Source organism: Allocatenococcus thiocycli (assembly GCF_921292965.1).
In the GTDB taxonomy this organism is placed as follows: Bacteria; Pseudomonadota; Gammaproteobacteria; order Enterobacterales; family Vibrionaceae; genus Vibrio; species Vibrio natriegens.
Genome location: NZ_CAKLCK010000031.1, coordinates 14333 through 29087, shown reverse-complemented (window position 1 = coordinate 29087; position 14755 = coordinate 14333). Strand labels below are relative to the sequence as shown.

General features: G+C 44.4%; 14 protein-coding genes. 8 read left to right on the top strand and 6 right to left on the bottom strand.

Annotated elements, in window-relative coordinates; all coding sequences use genetic code 11:
• On the top strand, positions 1-398 hold a 398-nt coding region (locus L9Q40_RS13280; RefSeq protein ID WP_498793569.1), incomplete at its 5' end, for a choice-of-anchor I domain-containing protein.
• Positions 399-465: 67 nt separating this feature from the next.
• Here L9Q40_RS13280 and L9Q40_RS13275 read toward each other — a convergent pair.
• Entirely contained in the window at positions 466-804 is a 339-nt protein-coding gene (locus L9Q40_RS13275) for a 4a-hydroxytetrahydrobiopterin dehydratase (protein WP_014234613.1), read from the bottom strand.
• Positions 794-1588: a phenylalanine 4-monooxygenase gene (gene phhA, locus L9Q40_RS13270; RefSeq protein ID WP_498793568.1), complete on the bottom strand. Its 795-nt coding sequence runs from the start codon at positions 1586-1588 to the stop codon at positions 794-796. Before phhA ends, L9Q40_RS13275 begins: the two co-directional genes overlap by 11 nt.
• 222 nt (positions 1589-1810) lie before the next feature.
• Here phhA and L9Q40_RS13265 point away from each other — a divergent pair, with 222 nt between their 5' ends.
• On the top strand, positions 1811-3784 hold the full coding sequence (locus L9Q40_RS13265) for an acetoacetate--CoA ligase (RefSeq protein WP_498793567.1): 1974 nt from the start codon (positions 1811-1813) through the stop codon (positions 3782-3784).
• Positions 3785-3860: 76 nt separating this feature from the next.
• Here the strand turns inward: L9Q40_RS13265 and L9Q40_RS13260 are convergent, their stop codons facing one another.
• Positions 3861-4475, bottom strand: coding sequence for a class I SAM-dependent DNA methyltransferase (locus L9Q40_RS13260; protein WP_498793566.1), 615 nt, complete (start codon positions 4473-4475; stop codon positions 3861-3863).
• Positions 4476-4759: 284 nt separating this feature from the next.
• On the opposite strand from L9Q40_RS13260, the gene L9Q40_RS13255 reads away from it, so the two are divergent.
• Together L9Q40_RS13255 and L9Q40_RS13250 are read left to right on the top strand one after the other, a co-directional pair.
• Entirely contained in the window at positions 4760-5638 is an 879-nt protein-coding gene (locus L9Q40_RS13255) for a LysR family transcriptional regulator (RefSeq protein ID WP_014234617.1), read from the top strand.
• Between the two features lie 175 nt (positions 5639-5813).
• Positions 5814-6704, top strand: a complete 891-nt coding sequence (locus tag L9Q40_RS13250; protein WP_014234618.1) for a cation diffusion facilitator family transporter — start codon at positions 5814-5816, stop codon at positions 6702-6704.
• 19 nt (positions 6705-6723) lie between these two features.
• Here the strand turns inward: L9Q40_RS13250 and yddG are convergent, their stop codons facing one another.
• Positions 6724-7668: an aromatic amino acid DMT transporter YddG gene (gene yddG / locus L9Q40_RS13245; RefSeq protein WP_498793565.1), complete on the bottom strand. Its 945-nt coding sequence runs from the start codon at positions 7666-7668 to the stop codon at positions 6724-6726.
• Between the two features lie 265 nt (positions 7669-7933).
• On the opposite strand from yddG, the gene elbB reads away from it, so the two are divergent.
• From elbB to L9Q40_RS13225, 4 genes are all read left to right on the top strand, one after another.
• Entirely contained in the window at positions 7934-8584 is a 651-nt protein-coding gene (elbB, locus tag L9Q40_RS13240) for an isoprenoid biosynthesis glyoxalase ElbB (protein ID WP_239949620.1), read from the top strand.
• 330 nt (positions 8585-8914) lie between these two features.
• The gene (gene yiaY, locus L9Q40_RS13235) at positions 8915-10063 is read left to right on the top strand and encodes an L-threonine dehydrogenase (protein WP_014234621.1); all 1149 of its coding nucleotides are present in this window, start codon (positions 8915-8917) and stop codon (positions 10061-10063) included.
• 145 nt (positions 10064-10208) lie between these two features.
• Positions 10209-11285 (top strand): PQQ-dependent sugar dehydrogenase, encoded by a 1077-nt coding sequence (locus L9Q40_RS13230; RefSeq protein WP_020335282.1) that lies wholly within the window; start codon positions 10209-10211, stop codon positions 11283-11285.
• 55 nt (positions 11286-11340) lie between these two features.
• Positions 11341-11964, top strand: coding sequence for an HAD family hydrolase (locus tag L9Q40_RS13225; RefSeq protein WP_020335284.1), 624 nt, complete (start codon positions 11341-11343; stop codon positions 11962-11964).
• Positions 11965-12035: 71 nt separating this feature from the next.
• Here L9Q40_RS13225 and L9Q40_RS13220 read toward each other — a convergent pair whose 3' ends face one another.
• Both L9Q40_RS13220 and L9Q40_RS13215 read right to left on the bottom strand, forming a co-directional pair.
• On the bottom strand, positions 12036-12512 hold the full coding sequence (locus tag L9Q40_RS13220; protein WP_020335285.1) for a Dps family protein: 477 nt from the start codon (positions 12510-12512) through the stop codon (positions 12036-12038).
• Between the two features lie 216 nt (positions 12513-12728).
• Positions 12729-14729: a HAMP domain-containing methyl-accepting chemotaxis protein gene (locus L9Q40_RS13215; RefSeq protein WP_498793563.1), complete on the bottom strand. Its 2001-nt coding sequence runs from the start codon at positions 14727-14729 to the stop codon at positions 12729-12731.
• Between the last annotated feature and the right edge of the window lie 26 nt (positions 14730-14755).

The window sequence follows — 14755 nt, the reverse complement described above, 5'->3', positions numbered from 1 at the left end:
TGAATGAAGGCAAACACTTTAACAGCACCAACGACAGTAATAGTAGTGGTGATGATCGCAGTGATGACAAAGGTATTGAACCTGAAGCAATCGAAACCGCAGAAATAAACGGACGTCACTACGCATTTATTGGCCTTGAGCGCCAAGGTGGAATCATGGTTTACGATATTAGTGAGCCAAGCCAAGCGGTCTTCCTTCACTATGTGAACCACCGTAACTACGAGCAGCCGGTTTGCACACAAGTGAAAGAGAGCGAGTGCGCGAATGATACCTACAATCCAAAAGCTGGCGATCTTGGACCAGAGTCGATTAATTACTTCACCCGTAACGGTGATCACTTTATCGCAGTTGGGAATGAAGTTTCTGGAACAACCTCGGTTTATCGTATCGAGCTCTAAGTCCTAATTGCTCTAAAAAAGACGCCCGAACTAATGTTCGGGCGCCTAGTATAAAGCTAAATATCTCTTATTCAGTAAGAGCTAAACCGTCACATTTCGATGCGCAGATAAAGTCGTTCTTATGCAGCCCTTTTATTGAATGGCTCCACCATGTCACCGTTACTTTACCCCACTCTAGTAAAATCGAAGGGTGATGAAATTCATCTTCTGCCAGTTCAGCAATTTTATTACTAAACGCCCAAGCCTGTTTGAAGTTTTTAAACTTATACACTTTTTCTAACTGAGGAATCCCCTCTCTTTCAAAAATCTGCCAATCAGTAAGTTGCAGCAGCAGTGACTGTTGCTCTTCTTTACTCAGCGCAATGGCATCAAGACTACAAGCTTCGCATTTTTGTTCATTCAACATGAGCAGGTTCCTTTGGTTCAAATAGTGGTGGCAACAATCCGGCCCCAATAGCCATATCGGCTTGCTTTAATAGGTTTAATTGACTGATTTGATAAAGCTGTGAAAAATCGTCGATTACATAGTATTTCGGTTGCATTATATCGATGCGATAAGGTGTTCTCAGGACGGTTTGTAAATCGAAACCTTCACGAATCGCATCTTCACTTTCTAGCGAATAGATGGTTTCTCCCGGAGAAGAGAGAATGCCTCCGCCATAAATCTTGGTCTGATCGCCTTCTTTAACCAGGCCGAACTCGACGGTAAACCAGTAAAGTCGTGCAAGATACGCTCTCTGTTTAGGCGTCGCGGCTTGGCCCAACTGCCCATAATGCTCAGTAAACGCGGCAAAATCGGGGTTGGTCAACATGGCACAGTGGCCAAATATTTCATGGAAGAAATCGGGTTCTTGCAGATAGTCAAACTCTTCACGACTACGCAGGAATGTCGCAACGGGGAAGCGTTTATTACCTAACAGATTAAAAAAACGATCGAAATCGATAAGTGCTGGAACTGGCTCTACCTGCCATCCTGTCGTTTCCATCAATACACGGTTGATATCAGGAAGTTGTGGCACATGATCATCGGGCAAATCGAGTAATGTCAAACCATGTAGATAAGCCTGACAAGCGCGGTTATGAATAACACTCATCTGTCTGGTGACTAAATCTCGCCAAATTGCATCTTCTTCGAGGCTCCATTCTACCCTTCCATCCTGGTCAACGGGTTTAGAATGATATTGCGTCATGACCTTTCTCCATTAACAAATCCCTTACATTAAGCCTATCTGTACTCCTGACTGCTTCCAATCCCTCAACCATTTTCGCCCGCGCATTTGAGTGTAACAAATTACTTACATTTACACGTAAGACTATGATATTGCTAACATCAAATACTTTCACGCAAGTTTGACATTGTTAGTGATTGCTTTCAGACTTAATGTGTTATCAGCTTGTTATAGAAGGAACCTATGCGCGAGTACAACAAATTATGGCAACCGAGCGAAAGCCGCATCAAAGAAGCCAATATCACCCAGTTTATTGAACACATAAACAGGCAAGGAAATTACATAAAAAACTATGCCGAACTCCATCAATGGTCACTGGATCATTCCGAACAGTTTTGGCAAGAAGTGTGGCTGTTTTGTGATGTAATCGGAAACTCGGGTGACACGGTAAAATGCCAATCTGAGAGTAAATGGCAGCAGCCGGTTCCTAACCGCGACACAAGCTGGTTTCCTGACGCCCAAATTAATTATGCGGAAAACCTTCTTAGTTTTGCCTATCACAACCCTAATGATATTGCGATTTGGTTTGAGAACGAGCGTGGAGAGAGACAAACTTATACTTGGCAAGAGCTGTGTGCTGAAGTCTCTAGCATACAACGATGGCTGCAAGATTGCGGTGTAAGAAAAGGCGATGTGGTTGCTGGATACCTTCCCTACCTGCCTCAAACCGTGATTGCAATGCTAGCCACGACCAGCCTTGGTGCAACTTGGACCGCGACATCGCCTGACTTCGGTATAGAAAGCGTTTTGGAACGATTTGGCCAAGTAAAACCTAAAGTTCTGTTCACTTGCGATGGCTACACATTTAACGGCAAAGTGTTCGATATGACAGATAAAAACCATCATATCTCCGATCACTTAGATGGTCTAAAGCACGTTTGCCAGATCAACTATCTCAATCCTCGCAGCTACGAATGTGATGTTTGCACCCAAGACTGGCAATACATATTAAATCAATACCCACCGCAGCCCGTCACTTACACGCGTATCAACTTTAATGATCCCTTATTCATACTCTACTCATCCGGCACTACTGGGAAACCAAAGTGTATTGTGCATTCTGTAGGCGGTACTCTGCTTAACCATGTTAAAGAGCATCAGCTTCATTGCGATATTCAGCCAGAAGATCGCGTATTCTATTACACCACTTGTGGGTGGATGATGTGGAACTGGCATGTTTCCACCCTAGCCAGTGGCGCGTGTTTGGTCATTTTTGATGGCAGCCCAATGTACCCAAATTACAAAGTGTTGTGGGATTTGGCTAAACGCGCTGATGTATCACTTTTTGGCACCTCGGCAAAATACTTGGAAGCCATGGAAAAAGCGGGCTATTCCAATCAAGGAAGCGACCCGCTTCCATCACTAAAAACCATATGTTCCACGGGCTCTGTACTTTACCCGGAGCAATTTGATTACGTTTATCAACATTTGAAAGAGGACGTTCATTTAGCTTCTATTTCTGGTGGCACAGATATTTGTGGTTGCTTCGTATTAGGTAACCCTATCTCCCCGGTTTACCGTGGTGAATGTCAGTGTGCAGGTTTAGGTGTCGATACAAGAGTCTTCAGTCCACAGGGCGAAGATATTATCGGTAACCGAGGCGAGCTAGTGTGTGCCAATTCGATCCCTAATTTCCCAGCTAAATTCTGGGATGACAGCGGTGAGCGTTACCATAACGCTTATTGGGACAAGTTCGAGAACGTTTGGCACCACGGCGATGATGTTGAAAGAAATGCTTCAACGGGCGGATATCTCTTTTACGGGCGAAGTGACACAACGTTAAACCCTGGCGGAGTTAGGATTGGCACCGCAGAAATTTACCAGCAGGTTAATTCGATAGAAGGGATTGTTGACTCAATCGCGGTCGGAAAAGAGGTAGATAGAAACGAGCAAATCTGGCTGTTTGTTCAGCTAGCCACTACCGAAAAATTGAACGATGAAATGGTCGCAAAAATCAAAGCTCAGTTGAAATCTGCCTGCTCAGCGAGACACGTTCCAAGTGAAATTTTTGCCATCAGTGACATTCCTAAAACGAGGTCGGGTAAATTAGTTGAGCTTGCTGTCAAACAAGTTATCAATGGCAGAGAGGTGGAAAACATTGGTGCCATCGCAAACGCACATGTTTTGGATGAGATAAAAAAGCTGGTGTCAGCCTGATTAGGTCTTAATGGAAAGGTTGCAAGCAAATAAAAAGCGAGCCTTGAAGCTCGCTTTTTGATGCTCTTATTAGGGATTAACGGCGCCCAACACCCATTATTACTGACATCGATTTACCATCTGACTTGATGTCAAAGGCTTGCTTTGTTTCTACGTCAGTAAAGCCCGCTTTAATTAGGGCAGCTTCTGAACTCGCCTCAGTAAAGCCATCTTGTTCGGATTCTGATACAAAATCAAAATGAACGAAATGACCACCGTGGTTAAGCAATGAATGCGCAATGCTTAATGCTGAATCGGCATCATCCAAGAAGGATAAAACTGATGATGCAACGACCAAATCAAATTGCCCACGGAACGCAGGATGCTGCGCAACAAGACCTCGAGATAAGGTATCAACAACTGGCTCTACATTCGCCAGCTCTTTTTTATCTAACTCTTCGATCATCTCTTCAGATGCATCTAGTGCCACGATATCTTTAACCAATGGAGACAATAACTGGCTTAACTGCCCGGTTCCGCATCCGAAATCTAGTACTTTAATGCCATCAAGCTGAGTTAACTGTTGTAACTGTTCAAACACTGACTGAGCAAATTGCGTGGTTGCGGGATTTGATTCCCAACTCTTTGCTAAGCCGTCCCAATCTTGTGCCATCGTGGCCTCCATGTTCACTTCTGATATCTCACATCTCACCGTGTGACGCCGAAAGTGCTTTAGTTACAAAGAGAACGGTTCTATTCTCTATTACAAAGCGCAAAACACTTTTAGCGTGACACAAGAAGTCTAACAATGATTGACTTCTTTTGAGCGTCAGACCTATATCAACGCATACTTGGTATAGGGTACCCCAAAACCACAAAAAGACCATAGACTTATCTGGCGAAATCGTGTTTTTTTCGTTAACCTTTCACAGCTTTGGGAATCGCTCTGTACCGTATCCCTTTTGATTTCAAATTACTTTTCGGTTGTGTCAAATCATGAACTTAACGCAAGTAGAAGCCTTCTGTACTATCGCTGATTGTGGATCGGTGTCCGAAGCTGCAAGGCAGTTGGACTGTAACCGAACCAAACTCAGCATGTCGATAAAAGCGTTGGAAAAGGATCTCGATGTCGAATTGTTTACCCGAACCGGCAATCAACTCACGTTGTCAGAGGCCGGAAAAGCGATTTACAAAGACTGTGAATACCTTTTGGTGATAGCACAACGAATTCGCAAAACGTGTGGCCAAATTTCAGAGGGTTTCAACGCCGAGGTATGGGTTGCACGAGACGACTCCCTACCCGACGACCTGTGGCAAGACTTATCACACAAGCTGAACAACCGTTACCCTTCCACCACATTTAACATCATCCTCGCATCAAGTGGTGACTTAGCCAACCTGGTGAGCACGCATCAAGTGGATTTTGCTTTTGGTGTTGATTACGAGCGAGTCGACGATCCCCATATCGTCTATAACCCACTAGGTAAAATACGCATGATGTCTGTGTGCAGCGCCGATCACCGGTTAAGCAAAATGCGTCGCGTATCGGATGAAGAGCTACGCAGCCAAATGCAAGCGCTGATGGTTTACTTAAATGAGAAAGACAACCCAGAACTCCAGCCCTTCTCAACACGCTACATCGGCTTCTCAAGTTTTGATTACATGTTAAACACCATCCTAGAAGAAGATGCATGGGGCGTGTTACCTGAGCCCCTAATTCGTCACTATCTACGTCAACAAAAGTTGGCGGTAATTAAACACACCTACGGTTTAACACAAGAAGACTACTGTATGTTTTCTACAAATGGTCAAATTGAACACCCTGCTATGACGTGGTTAGCGGACAAACTCAGCGATTATTTATTTGACTTCTAAACACTTTGCACTGAGCGTCAATTTTTGTGACAGCAAGATTCTGCTGTATCATATTGTTTTTATTGTAAAATATTTTAAACCCCTCTCACTCAACAAGTTACTGGTCAAATTCTGGTTGCCTAAATAGCCTTGTAAGCAAAGAATATAGCGGAACAAAAACTACAAGGTATATCTCATGTGTGTCAGGACAAGCAGAAACGAAAACCATATTTTAACCATTTCAGCCCTTTTAGCTTCAGGCTTCGCTGCTGGTGGTATGGTACTAGGCTTGCTTGTTGGCTCAATTGTGATCGTTTTTGATGGTGTCTACTCTTTAGTCAGCTTACTGTTAACATTATTGTCACTGGCAGCCTCTTATTACATTAGCAAACCATCGAAGTCAGTGTTTCCATTTGGTAAAGCCGTACTAGAGCCAATCGTTATTGCGATCAAGGCAACAGTTATTTTGATTGTTGTGCTATTTTCTCTTTACTCTGCGATTTCCGCACTGATGACAGGCGGTAGAGAAGTCGATGCGTCTATTGCGACAATCTTTGGTGTTGTAAACGTTTTGGGTTGTGGTTACGCATGGTGGTTTATGGCGAAAAGAAGCCGAAACTACTCATCAGGTCTAATCGAAGCAGAGACAAAACAGTGGCAAATGGACACCTTGTTAAGTGTTGCTGTCACGGTAGGTTTTGTGGCCGCGTGGTTGGTGTCGCTGTCTCCATTCGCTCAATATGCGGCTTATGCTGATCCACTGATGATGCTGTTGATGGGCTTCTACTTTTTAAAAGTACCGTTTGATATGTTATGTGGCGCACTACGCGAGCTGCTGATGATGACACCGAGCAAAGAACTTTGTCAGGTGGTTGGTAACGATGTACTAGAGATCGAGAAAGTATCAGACCACCAGCTAAAAGTTGCTGGCATCACCAAAGTTGGACAAGAGCTACGAGTGAACATCGATCTGCATGTCGACGATGACACGCTAGAGTTGGATACGTTGGAGAAGACGCGTAAACAGCTAACAACACGCTTGTCGAAGCACAGATTCAAGCTGCAGCTCCAGCTAAACGTCGCTTAGAACAGATAAAGAAAGCTCCCTAATTTGGGAGCTTTTTTGTATTTACGGGGTCGATATTTTCTTCCACTGCAGAGGCTCGCTTCTCTTTTGTAACTAGCCAACACAATAATGAGCCAACCGTTACCATCATCACACCATGCCAAAAGCTCTGACTCAAGGTCACTCCAAGAATGACGGAAGAAAACAGAGCCGAAAAGATTGGTGTGAAGTAAGAGAGCGTCGCAAGAAACACCATATTTCCGCCAACAATCGCAATGTTCCACAACCCATAGCCTCCCGCCATCAAAGCCGCAGAAGCTAGCAAGTAGCCCATTGCAGACCAAGAGAAAGTCATTGCTGGTTGATCCGTTACTAAAAATTTCACCCACAAAGACACAGCCGTGGCAATAAAGAACAGCGTAATCGCGTTGTGTTTAGACTGTTGCTTTTGAGTCAGGTTACAGTATACCGCCCAGATCACTGCGCCAGTCAGAGCCATAAAGTAAACCAATGGATTACTGTTAACGTTGTCTATTATTTGCTGCACTGATATGCCGTTATCCCCACTCACCGTCCACGCAACGCCTAAGAACGCAAGGGTTACGGCTGGATAAAGTAACCAGCTTGGCTTTTTATTACTGCTTAACACCGCAAATAACACCGTCAATGCAGGCCAGAGGTAATTTACGATGGAAACTTCAATTGCCTGCGCCCGTGAGTTTGAATATCCCAGCGCCAAAGCGAGAAAAATCTCATAACAGACAAACAGTGCTCCGCCGAAGATAAGATATTTAGCAGAGAAGTTAGAAAGCCTTGGGATCCCCACCACAACAATCAGAAAAATTGAGCTGACAGAATACAACATGGCTGCCCCTCCGACTGTTCCCAGGCTTTCCGTCACCAATCTGGCGATACCCAGTAAACAGCTCCAGGAAATAATGGCGATACAACCATAAAGAGTGAATTGAAATTGCGCAGATTTCATGTGACCTACAGCTTATGAATGCGAAAGTAGCCCTCAGATTAACGCAAAAAGGAGCGGCAACAACAGACAATCTTATAAAAAATCAGTATAGAAATTATTCCGTTACGAGTTTGGAACAAATATAAAACACTTTTTACAAATTCTGCTTAACCCCTTTTTAGTCTGCGACTATGATGAAAAGAACTCACAAGTGAAATTGTGGAGAATAATCAGTCTGTAGATGCAAGAGCAACAGACAGAATACTCAGACTAAAGGGACTCTCAAATGAAAAAAATTGCGGTTATCTTCAGTGGCTCTGGTGTTTATGATGGAACAGAGTTGCACGAAGCTGTATTGGCACTCCACGCTATTGAGAAAGAAGGCGCTAGCTGGCATTGTTTCGCTCCTAATATCGACCAGTTGCATGTGATCAATCACCTAACTGGCGAGGAGATGGATGAGACCAGGAACGTAATGGTGGAATCAGCACGCATTGCGCGAGGAAATATTGAAGATGTGGCGCGATTGCATGTCGAAGATTTCGACGCTTTACTTCTACCTGGTGGTTTTGGCGCAGCAAAAAACCTAACTGACTTTGCGGTATCTGGGGCGGAATGCTCAATCAACACACACGTTGCTCAAGCCTGCCGTGCATTTGCTCATGCCAACAAACCCGCAGCTTATCTTTGCATCGCACCTATCATTATCCCGATGATTTATGAGCAGGGTGTAAAAGGAACAATAGGCAATGATGAAGCGACTTCTGCCGCCTTTAATCAAATGGGTGGTCAGCACATCGAATGTACCGTTGATGAGTTTGTTTTTGATGAGCAACATAAGGTTCTTTCTACACCGGCTTATATGTTAGCCGAGAATATCTCGCAAGCTGCTTCAGGCATCGAAAAACTCGTATCTAAACTTGTCGAAATAGCATAATTATTGATAGATAAGTTAAAAACACTTCATTCATCCCCATTGATAAATCTAATATCAATGGGGATTTCTTATACTTTAGTCTAATTTAGATATAAATCATCAATAGATCTTCATTATTAACAATTTTTTACGTTACTAGTTTCATATTTAAGCTACGTTATATTTATGTTGCACCTACATGCTGTGCAACAAGATCGCTGTCACAGTTCCTGTAGTGAAACGAGTCCCAACTGGCTTAATTTGTTCTGGATCAAGTTGGAACCCGAAAAAGGTGTGCGACAGTAATTCCCAATTAATAACAACTTATAAAGAACGACGGAGCAATCCAATATGACTAGTGCATTTTTTATCCCTACGGTAAACCTAATGGGCGCAGGCTGTCTTAAAGACGCCGCGGACAGTATTCAATCACAAGGCTTTAAAAAAGGGTTGATCGTTACCGATAAAATCCTTAACCAAATCGGTGTGGTTGAGCAGGTTCAAGGCCTTCTTAACGAAAGAAGCGTCGCAACCGTAGTGTTCGATGGCACTCAGCCAAACCCAACGATTAACAACGTTAACGACGGCTTAGCACTATTAAAAGAAAACGAGTGTGACTTTGTAATCTCACTTGGCGGTGGCTCACCACACGACTGTGCGAAAGGTATCGCACTTGTTGCTGCAAACGGTGGACACATTTCTGACTACGAGGGTGTTGATCAATCTGCAAAACCAATGCTGCCACTTATCGCCATCAATACGACTGCGGGTACTGCATCGGAAATGACTCGCTTCTGTATCATCACCGATGAAGAGCGTCACATTAAGATGGCAATCGTAGATAAGCACACCACGCCATTGATCTCAGTAAACGACGCTGAGTTAATGCTTGCGAAACCAGCGTCTCTGACCGCGGCAACGGGTATGGACGCGCTGACACACGCTATTGAAGCGTACGTTTCTATTGCGGCAACACCAATTACGGATGCAGTTGCGATTAAAGCGATTGAGTTAATTCAAGCGCACCTGCGCACAGCAGTGAAAAACGGTGAAAATCTTGAAGCTCGTGAACAAATGGCGTACGCGCAGTTTATGGCGGGTATGGCGTTTAACAACGCTTCACTGGGCTACGTCCACGCAATGGCTCACCAGTTAGGTGGTTTCTACGATTTACCACACGGTGTGTGTAATGCCATCCTGCTTCCTCACGTACAACGCTACAACGCGCAAGTCTGCCCTGAACGTCTGACTGATGTGGCGAAAGCAATGGGCGTCAACGTGGAAGGCATGTCAGCAGAGCAAGGTGCAGCAGCCGCGATCGACGCGATAGTTACACTAGCGAAAGATGTTGGTATTCCTGCTGGAATCAAGGAGCTTGGCGCGAAACTAGAAGATATTCCAACGCTGGCTGATAACGCACTTAAAGACGCGTGTGGTTTCACTAACCCTAAACAAGCGACTCACGAAGAGATCTCTGCAATATTCGAAGCGGCAATGTAATCGAATCAGAGTTCACTCTCGCAACGTCATACAATCCCCGATCTCGTGTCGGGGATTTTTACATCTGTATACAGTTTAACGCCTAACAAACATAGGAATTCAGTGTTAGCTTTAAATACAGACACGCTTTAAATTGGACACCGCCATGAGAACCGTTATCACCACCCTGCTCGTTTGTTTTACCTTTTCCAGCCATGCTGCCGACTATGAGGCAAAGGAAGTGGCGAATGGATTCAATGTTCCTTGGGGAATAGAATTTATCGATGAGAAGCAGGCCGTCGTTAACGAGAAAAACGGTACCATTTCTTTGCTGAATGTCGAATCGGGTCAACGTGAAAAACTGTTTTCAGTCTCAGGCGTCAGCACGACTGGTCAAGCGGGCTTACTTGACGTCGCCCTCGCACCCAATACAGATAAAACCCAGCCAACGCTTTACTTTACCTACAGTAAGCGAACCAGCAAAGGAAACACGGTGGCTCTCGCGACCGCGACTTTACACAACAATCAACTGACACAATGGAAAGACCTTTTTGTCGCTGATGCGATTACTGATACCGGACGACATTTTGGTAGCCGTATAGCGTTTGTTGACAATAAAGTTTACTTCTCGATTGGGGATCGAGGGGATCGTGATAACGGGCAAAACAGACAAACTCATGCAGGGTCAATTCTACGTTTAAATCTGGACGGCACTGTCCCGGCAGACAACCCTTTCACAGAATCTGACGTAAAGCCTGAGATTTGGAGTTATGGTCATCGTAATCCTCAAGGTTTGTACTTCGACCAGGCGACGAATCAGCTTTGGTCAATCGAACACGGTCCAAGGGGTGGCGATGAGATTAATCTGATAAAGAAAGGCTCGAACTACGGCTGGGCCAGAGTCTCTCAAGGAAAAGAATATTGGGGCCCGCTTGATGTCGGCGAAGCGAAATCCCTGCCGGGTATGGAAGATCCCAAACTGGTTTACATCCCTTCTATCGCCCCAAGTAACCTAGTGGTATACCGCGGAGACAAATACCCTGACCTAAACGGAAAAATCGTTGCAGGAGCTCTTAAACTTACGCACCTCAATGTGGTTTCTATCGAGAATGGAAAACTGACCGAATATCAGCGCCTGATGGACGATCTTGGCGAGCGAATCAGAGACGTCACGATCAGTCCCGATGGTTATCTCTATTTTTCGACCGACACCGGGAAAATATTTCGTCTGGAGCAGAAGTAAATCAAATTTAGCTTATAATTAAGCTGTTGTTTTAAAGTTATTTTATGAGGTCAGAATGGTTCCTTTTCCACTAGTCGTCGATAAAATTAAAGCCGTTATTTTTGATTTAGATAACACCCTTGTGAGCTCCGATATGAACTTTCAAGTTCTGCGCCAACAACTAGGGTGTCCGCAATCGGAAGACTTATTAGACTTTGTAGAAAAACTGGAACATCCTCACCACAAAGAGCATGCACACAATGTGATTTTTGATCACGAAATCTCCGATGCCGAGCAATCTGCACCCATGACAGGCTGTCACGAACTTTTGGCTTTCCTGAATCAAAAAGCGATGAAAACAGCCATCGTGACACGTAATTGCCTGATTGCCACCCAACGTAAACTTGAGCATAACCAAATCGAAGTTGAGCGAGTGATCACGCGCGAATGCTACCCACCCAAACCCGACCCTTTGTCTTTGCAAGTTTTAGCAAAAGAGTGGCGGTTGATGCCCGATGAAGTACTTTACGTCGGCGACTACTTATATGATTTACAAGCGGCGTATAACGCACAAATGCCCTCTTGTCTTGTCCATCATGGAAACTTAACTGAGTTCCACTCTTGCGCGTCTCTTGCGGTAAAAGAGCTCACTGATCTGTTGATTTACTTAGAATCATCCCTTTTAAGACAAAGCAGTTAGCCCTCTTTACAAAAATAAAAAAAGAGCACCTCAGTGCTCTTTTGTCTTATTTCCCGATTCTTATTCACGCCTTATTGAAGGTAAGCGTTAAGCATCCACATCAGTTTTTCTTGCTCGCGAATGTAGTCGCCCATCAATGCAGCGGTACCTTCATCTCCCGCCTCGCCAGCATTGAATAGAATTTCACGCTGATTAAGCAGAAGGATACCAAAGCCATCAACCAAACCTTTGACGCATTCGTCACCCGATGTTGCGTTTTGGTGCTCTTTTATTTCACTTGATTCCAGATAGTGGCTGAATGCATGTGCTGGCGTGTGACCTAATGTCAAAATACGCTCTGCCAGTTCATCGATTTTTACTTGCAGGTCGGTATAAATTTCTTCAAATTTCACGTGTAGCTCAAAGAACTGATGACCTTTGATATTCCAGTGATAACCGCGTGTGTTCATGTACAACACTTGGTAATGGGCAAGTAGCTGGTTCAGCTGTTGTGCTAGTTGCTCAGAGTGTTCGCGATCTAGACCAATTAGGCTTACTTGTGTGCTCATATCTTGCTCCTGTATGTAATTAAAAATTTATTTGCAGTGATTTCTGCTGATGGAGTTATATTAGATCGAAGCATTGAGTAACGAAATTCGGTTCTGGCTATAGCTTTGATAAGTAAATTCTATAGTTACCGCAGCCACATAAAAAAGCCCAACCACTTAACAATAAATAGTCAATGATTGGGCTGCTATTTAAGAATGTGCGGATGGCGTGAATCGTTACACGGTTTTGAACGCTGCCATTTGTTGATTCAACTCTGTTACCTGCTCTTTAACTTGAAGCGAAGTTTTAGAAGCATGATGACTGTTGCTGGACACCTCATTAACGGAATGCGTTATCTCATCCATCAATCCAGTAATTGAGTGGGTGGCGTGAGATTGTTGTTCAGCCGCTGCAGCCAGTTCAGCCATCTGTCCGTTTAATGAGTTGATTTGCTCTGTAGTCGAGATTAACTTGGTCACTGCATTCTCAATATGCTCTGCACCAGTTTCTGCCAGTGACTGACTATGTTCAATTTCTTGAACAACCGACTGTGTTGAGCGTTGAATAGCATGGATGATATCGTTTATTTCCGTAGTAGATTGCGTGGTTCTGGTTGCCAGCATTCGCACCTCGTCCGCGACAACTGCAAAGCCTCGACCTTGATCTCCTGCTCTTGCTGCTTCTATCGCTGCATTCAGCGCCAATAAATTGGTTTGCTCTGCGAGACCTTCGATCACTTCGGTCACCCGACCAATTGCATCACTCTCTTTACTTAGCTGCATTACTCGAGAGCTTGCGTTTTCAATGCTGCCATGCAGGTTTTCCATCGTCCCTTTATTCTGCTCTAACGCGTCACGACCTTGCTCGATTTCGCCTTTCGAGTCAGACAGTTTTTGTACAGACTGGTGTGCTTGTTCAAGAGTATTTCTAGCGGCAATAGCGATCTCTTCAAGTTGACGTCCCATTTCAACGATGTTGCTTTGCTGCCTCTCAACATTGGTTGATGTAACCTGAGCGGACTCCAGTAACGCTACCATGTTGCTGTCAACTTGCGATGCTTTGCTGCTTACACCTGCAACGATATTGGCCAGAGATTCATTCATGCGGTTAATAGACTCGGTAAGGACTGCGAGTTCATCATTTCCGACAACGTTAAGCGGAGGTTGTGAAATATCACCAGAGGCGATGGTCTGCGCACGCTGTGATAAATTTTTCACTCTGCGACCAATCGTGTTACCCATATATTTTGAGATCACGACGGCAGCAACAATGACAAATACTGCCGCTATCAGTACTGAAGTCAGTACATTTTTAATCGACTGGCTGATGCCATCACCACTTTGACTTGCCCGACGTTGTTGAACAGATACGATGGACTCTAAACTTGCGTCGAGTGCGTTCGCTGCTGGTAATAACTCGTTCGCCATCATAAGGTTGGCTTCGTTCCATTCTGGAGAACGTCGCAATGAAATCACCTGCTCGGCGAGCGGAAAGTAAAGAGCTTGCATCTCTTTGAACAATGCCCATAACGACTTGTCGTTGTCTGAGAGCATGTCGAGCTTGCCATCAATTTCAGCGACAGATTGATTATGGAACTTGAGAAGGTCCTGATATTTTTCAAGGTGATATTGCTGGCCGTACAACAGGAAGTCACGCAGTGCCGATAATGCGTTCGCAAGTGACGTGTAACTATCGGCGTAGACTTTGAAAAGTCGCTTACGTTCGCCACCAAACTGATTTCCTGACTCTTCATTTATCAAGCTTTGGATTTGATCCAGTGCCACTTCAGCAATCGGGGCGGCTTCGTTAATAAATAAATTGTGTGCTGGCAGGTTTTCTTCGCTGTGACTTAACTCAAGCAATGTATTCAAAGAGGCTTTCATTGCCTCCCATTGATTTTGGATTGTGAGAAAGTCTTGCTCAGGGATCAACGCTTGCAAAGTTGGCAAAGATTCATCGGTGGAAGCCATGATATTTTGTACATCTTGACTTAATTGTGCTCCGGTCGTCTCATTGGCCCCGAGTAGCATATAAGCACGGATAGAAGATAATGAAGCCTGAACAGATTGCTGAATACCTCTACTGGTATCCACTGTCGGCAGATCGGAAGTAAGCAACGAAGAGACATGCTGCTCGACGGTAGTGATATTTCGATAAGTAAAGATCGCAGACGCAATAAAAAGAACAGCTAACAACATAAAACTCAGCTGTAACTTTCCTGAAATCGTAAGGTTCATCCATAAACTCCTTTTAACGATGAACC

Excerpts from the sequence above, each read along its gene's own strand:
- L9Q40_RS13230 (WP_020335282.1), top strand. The coding sequence starts at position 10,209 with ATGAGAACCGTTATCACCACCCTGCTCGTTTGTTTTACCTTTTCCAGC.
- L9Q40_RS13215 (WP_498793563.1), bottom strand. The coding sequence starts at position 14,729 with ATGAACCTTACGATTTCAGGAAAGTTACAGCTGAGTTTTATGTTGTTA.
- L9Q40_RS13220 (WP_020335285.1), bottom strand. The coding sequence starts at position 12,512 with ATGAGCACACAAGTAAGCCTAATTGGTCTAGATCGCGAACACTCTGAG.
- yddG (WP_498793565.1), bottom strand. The coding sequence starts at position 7,668 with ATGAAATCTGCGCAATTTCAATTCACTCTTTATGGTTGTATCGCCATT.
- elbB (WP_239949620.1), top strand. The coding sequence starts at position 7,934 with ATGAAAAAAATTGCGGTTATCTTCAGTGGCTCTGGTGTTTATGATGGA.
- yiaY (WP_014234621.1), top strand. The coding sequence starts at position 8,915 with ATGACTAGTGCATTTTTTATCCCTACGGTAAACCTAATGGGCGCAGGC.
- L9Q40_RS13250 (WP_014234618.1), top strand. The coding sequence starts at position 5,814 with ATGTGTGTCAGGACAAGCAGAAACGAAAACCATATTTTAACCATTTCA.
- L9Q40_RS13225 (WP_020335284.1), top strand. The coding sequence starts at position 11,341 with ATGGTTCCTTTTCCACTAGTCGTCGATAAAATTAAAGCCGTTATTTTT.
- L9Q40_RS13265 (WP_498793567.1), top strand. The coding sequence starts at position 1,811 with ATGCGCGAGTACAACAAATTATGGCAACCGAGCGAAAGCCGCATCAAA.
- phhA (WP_498793568.1), bottom strand. The coding sequence starts at position 1,588 with ATGACGCAATATCATTCTAAACCCGTTGACCAGGATGGAAGGGTAGAA.
- L9Q40_RS13275 (WP_014234613.1), bottom strand. The coding sequence starts at position 804 with ATGTTGAATGAACAAAAATGCGAAGCTTGTAGTCTTGATGCCATTGCG.
- L9Q40_RS13255 (WP_014234617.1), top strand. The coding sequence starts at position 4,760 with ATGAACTTAACGCAAGTAGAAGCCTTCTGTACTATCGCTGATTGTGGA.